1 pseudogene is annotated in these 558 nt (G+C 47.0%); it reads left to right on the top strand.

Annotation, left to right across the window (positions count from 1 at the left end):
* Positions 1–20: 20 nt before the first annotated feature.
* Positions 21–558 (top strand): annotated as a pseudogene (locus tag R7Z77_RS27570) (malate synthase A); the annotation flags it as partial.

Genomic DNA, 558 nt, shown 5'->3' on the forward strand with positions numbered 1-558 from the left:
CACGTTAAGGATGAATGATTATGCTTGCTCAGACAGAACAAAAAACACAACCATCACAGCAAACCCAAGGCATGCTTGAGGTGACTGGAGCACTTGCTCCGGAGCATCAAGCTATTTTCCCTGTTGAAGCCCAAACCTTTTTATCTCTACTGTGTGAAAAATTTGCTGGGCGTGTTGAAGAGTTGTTGTAAGCGAGATAAGAAAAGCAAGCACTCATCGACGCTGGGGAGTTGCCAGACTTCCTGCCTGACACACAAGATATTCGTGAAGGTAGTTGGAAGATCTTAGGTATTCCTCAGGATCTACAAGATCGCCGTGTTGAGATTACAGGCCCAACGGATCGCAAAATGGTGATCAACGCTTTGAATGCAAATGTAAAAGTATTCATGGCGGATTTCGAAGACTCTATGTCGCCAGCTTGGGACAAGGTTCTCGATGGTCAAGTTAACTTGCGAGATGCCGTTAATGGCAACATTAGCTACACCAACCCTAGCAATGGCAAGCATTATCAGCTGGTGGACGACCCTGCGGTGTTGATCTGCCGTGTTCGCGGCCTTC

It is taken from the genome of Vibrio sp. 1401, assembly GCF_033340295.1.